The organism is Ferrovibrio sp., from assembly GCF_002796975.1.
Classification (GTDB): Bacteria; Pseudomonadota; Alphaproteobacteria; order Ferrovibrionales; family Ferrovibrionaceae; genus Ferrovibrio.
On record NZ_PEKV01000025.1, the window covers coordinates 1 to 3,938 of the forward strand.

The following is a 3,938-nucleotide window of genomic DNA, read 5'->3' on the forward strand; positions in this document are numbered from 1 at the left end:
ACGGCGAAGAACAACGAATTCTGTTTAAAGCTCCATAACGCGGTATCAGTCAAAAATCCATTTATAAGCCCGATTGCATCCCTAGAAACGCGCGGTAATGCAATACACGGCTTGACCTGGTTATTTTGACAGCAATTTACCGCGCATGGCAACGACGGAATAAGCCGCCATGCTGACAGAACACGAAATTCTTTCAAAAATCCAATCCGTGCTGGGCGAAGCGCCCGACAACATCAAGTTTGACTCCCGATTTCATGAATTCGGAATCGACGGCAAGAAAGGCAAAGGCCGCTACATCGCCCACCGGGATGGTTCGTGTACCTTCTGGGACTGGCGGGATAGGGACAACAAATACACGGTCTGGCCTGATTCTCCCAATGATGCCGCGCAGGAAACCCAACGCACCGCCGCCCGTGAAGCCGCCCGCTACGCTGAACACCGCGCCGAGCTTCGCCGCGCCACCGTTGCAACTTGGAACGCCGCCGCCATTTGGAACGCCGCGCCGGCCGCGCCGCCGGATCATTCCTACCTCGTTCGAAAGCAGATCGACCCGCATATTGCCCGATTGTTGACGCCGGAAGCCGCCTCTACCGCGCCGGCCTGGCTGCAAAGCTGGATTCAATCGAATGACCTTCTTGGATCGCTGATTTTGCCGGTGGGGCAAGCGGGCACGCTGGCCAGCCTGCAATTCATCCACCCCAACGGGGAGAAGAAGCAGCTCCCGCACGGCACCAAGCAAGACGGCCGCGCCATCCTAGGCCGCACCGCCGAAGCTGAAACCATCTTGATTGCGGAAGGTTTCGCCACCGCCGCAAGCATCCAGGAAGCCACCGGTTGCCCCGTGGTCATCGCGTTCGACGCGGGCAACTTGCCGAAAGTCGCCGCAAACATCCACCGTGAGCACCCGCAAGCCCGGCTCATCGTGGCCGCTGACAACGATATTCGCGCGCCTGATGAGAAATGCCAGACCAACACCGGGATTGAGGCCGCACGCGCCGCTGAGCGCCTCACAGGCTGTTTGGTGGCTATTCCTCGCCTACCGAACGGCGGTAAATGCGATTTCAACGATGTAGCGGTTGCTCTCGGGCACACGGAAGCCGCCCGACAACTGTTTTCCTGTTCGCCAGCCCCTGAAAAGGTTGACGAGCTACCGACGGCCGCCGCCGCCGCCGGCGAACTTCGCGCCGCGTTGCGTCGGTTCCTCGACCGCGTTGGAACGCCGGAACAACCTGACCTAGCGATTCGTGCCGCTGCCGGGCTTGGTAAATCAACGCAAGCTCTCCAGGAAATCCACGCGCGCGGGCTGGTGGCTGATTACTTCGTGCCCTCGTTCGCCTTGGCGAAGGAACAAGCCGCGCGCTTGCCTGCCGGTGCGGCGGTTGCCATTCGGGGAAGAACGCACGTTGACGCGGACAATCCGCCGCTTTGCGCAAAGCACGAGGCCGCAACCGCGCTTCAAAAAGTAGGGCTTGGACAACTATCAGCGCCGCTGTTATGCGGCAAGATCGACCCGACAACCGGCCGCAGGCCATGCCCACACGCCAGAGAATGCGGGTATCTGAAGCAGTTCAACGACCCTGCCCCCATCCGTTTCTATGCGCATGAATGGTTGCCGCTGCCGGAGCGGAACGCACGAACGCCACAGGTCGCCGTGGTTGATGAATCCTTCCGGGATTCCATCGAAAGACATCGATCGTGGGAAGTCGCTGACCTGTTCGCCGCCGGGAAGTTGTACCGAACCCTGGCCGCTGCCGTGGCTGATGGAAATTTGATCGAAGTGGCCACCGCACACAATGCCGCCCTCGATGCCGCCCTCGATGCCGCGCCGCCCTGGGCGAATATCGAGATTCACCCGGAAATGAATGTCGGCGAAGTGTTGGCGAAGCTGGCGAAGATGGAGAACGACACCGACGAACGCCGCCGCTTGTCGTTTCTTCGTGCCGTGAAGCGCGCGGTTGACGGGAACAACCCGGTTTCGATTTGGCATCACTCCCAAGGCGAAGTTGGGAAAATTCATGCCGCATGGCTGGCGCCGGTCACGTTCGTATCGTCCAGCGTTCCGCGCCTGTACATCGACGCCAGCTTATCCGCCGGGATTGTTGACGTGGTATCGCCTGGTGTTGAGGTGCTCAACATCGCCGCCCGCCGCAACGCGCGGGTTATCCAGGTTGCTGATACCGCGCTTTCCAGGCATCGACTTGATAGCAATAACGATCACCTGGCAAGTCGGATGATTGAATTCATCACGCGGCAAACTGGGGAAAACCCTAATGGTGCCGTCATCGCGCCGAAATCTTGGCTTGATGCGCATGGTTCGCGCTTGCCGTGCTGCATTAAGCAAGCGCACTACGGCGCTTTACGCGGATTGAACACGATGGAGCAAGCCGATTGGCTGGTAGTGATCGGCAGGAATGAACCGCCGCCCTGGGCGGTTGAAAAGGTTGCCCGCGCATGGTTCGCGGGTGATATGGAACCGGGAACCGTGACCCGCGAACAAACGCAGCTCGCCGCGAAGTCCGGCGACGTGGCCACGATCACCCAGACCACGTTCCAGGATCCGCGGTGCCGGGAAATCCTGGAATCGATCCGCGAGCAGGAAAGCTTGCAGGCCGTGGACCGGTTGCGCTTGATCCATGCCACCCAGCCCAAAAAAATATTCCTGCTTTCAAACCTACCGCTGCCGGGGTTGCCGCCGGATGAACTGGCGACGCTGGACGAGCTGCTGTTACCCGGCCGCATTGCCACGGTCATCTTGCGCGATGGCGTGGTGGTCGGGCCTGCCCTGCTGGCCAGCAGGCACCCGGATTTGTTCATTTCCAGCGATGCGGCACGGCGTGAACTTCGAACCTTCAAGGACACGGGGTTAAATAGGTCGATCCCCTATATAAGCTCTAATAGGGAAACGACCTATTTAAAGACCATCACCTACCGTACCCGTGGAACGAAGGGAAAACCCCGCGTCGCATGGGTTCCCGTCAACCTGCCGGCGAACGTGGCCACCGCGCAACTTGCAGAGATGCACGGCGCTGAAGTGTCGATTCTTGAGGTGAAAATCATGGATGAAGCCCGCCCGCCCGCGCCGATTGATCGACTTCCGCCCGAACTGGTGCCGGATTTCATCCCCGAACCGCCGCCAGCCTGGGAACCGCCGCCGCCAGCCTGGGAACCCATCCCACCGGACCCGGAACCCTGGCAATTTCCAATTCGGGTACCCACAGAACCGCTGTACCTGCCAAACGCGCGAAAGGTGTCCACCAGCCCGCCGGAAATGTTGCCGGGAAGGTTTCAGGAAAGGATTCCCGCATGATCGACTTCCGCCCGCAACCTGCCGACTGTTGCCGCTGTTGCCGCATGCCAACGTTTGAACCTGGTGGATTCTGCCCGACGTGCCGCGCGTGGATGGATGCTGGCCGCGCGCTGGCCGCTGCCGCCGCTGCCTTGCGCCGCTTACCCGACCGCAGGAAACGAGTATGAGCAAGGTATCGACCCGCAAGGATTCCCGCCGCTGCTGCTGTTGCAAAGCCGAAACCAGCGTCCCCAAGCTGAAGGTTGACCGACGCGGGAGGGTATTTTGCCCGGCCTGCTGGGGTTTGCTGGTCGCCGCACTCGGCAAAAAGCACGAGTAACTATCGGTTACAAACTTCGTTCAGAACACGAAAAATGACACGAAAATTCGTTTTGATGCGGTATGCATACCATTTTTGGAAATTTTCAGAAAACGGAAAATTCAGGAAATTTCCACTTTTGGTGGACGATTCACTATCGGTGTCCTCGATATAATACGGATAACTGAACACTGTTTAATTACGAGGGGCGCTTACAATCGAATGATTGTTAAGCGAGAAAGGACCGGGATAGAATGGAGGGGATCAAAGCGCGGTAATCAAATCACCGCGCTTTGAGATAGCCCAGAATTGTTGTCCCTTCAATGTTTGCCG

The 3,938-nt window shown here is 59.0% G+C and carries 1 protein-coding gene; it reads left to right on the plus strand.

Features of this window, described 5'->3' with window-relative positions:
- Positions 1-169 precede the first annotated feature (169 nt).
- Entirely contained in the window at positions 170-3,307 is a 3,138-nt protein-coding gene (locus CTR53_RS20790) for a toprim domain-containing protein (protein ID WP_290818286.1), read from the plus strand.
- The last annotated feature ends 631 nt before the right edge of the window (positions 3,308-3,938 follow it).

Coding starts and splice junctions, on each gene's coding strand:
- CTR53_RS20790 (WP_290818286.1), top strand. CDS start 170: ATGCTGACAGAACACGAAATTCTTTCAAAAATCCAATCCGTGCTGGGC.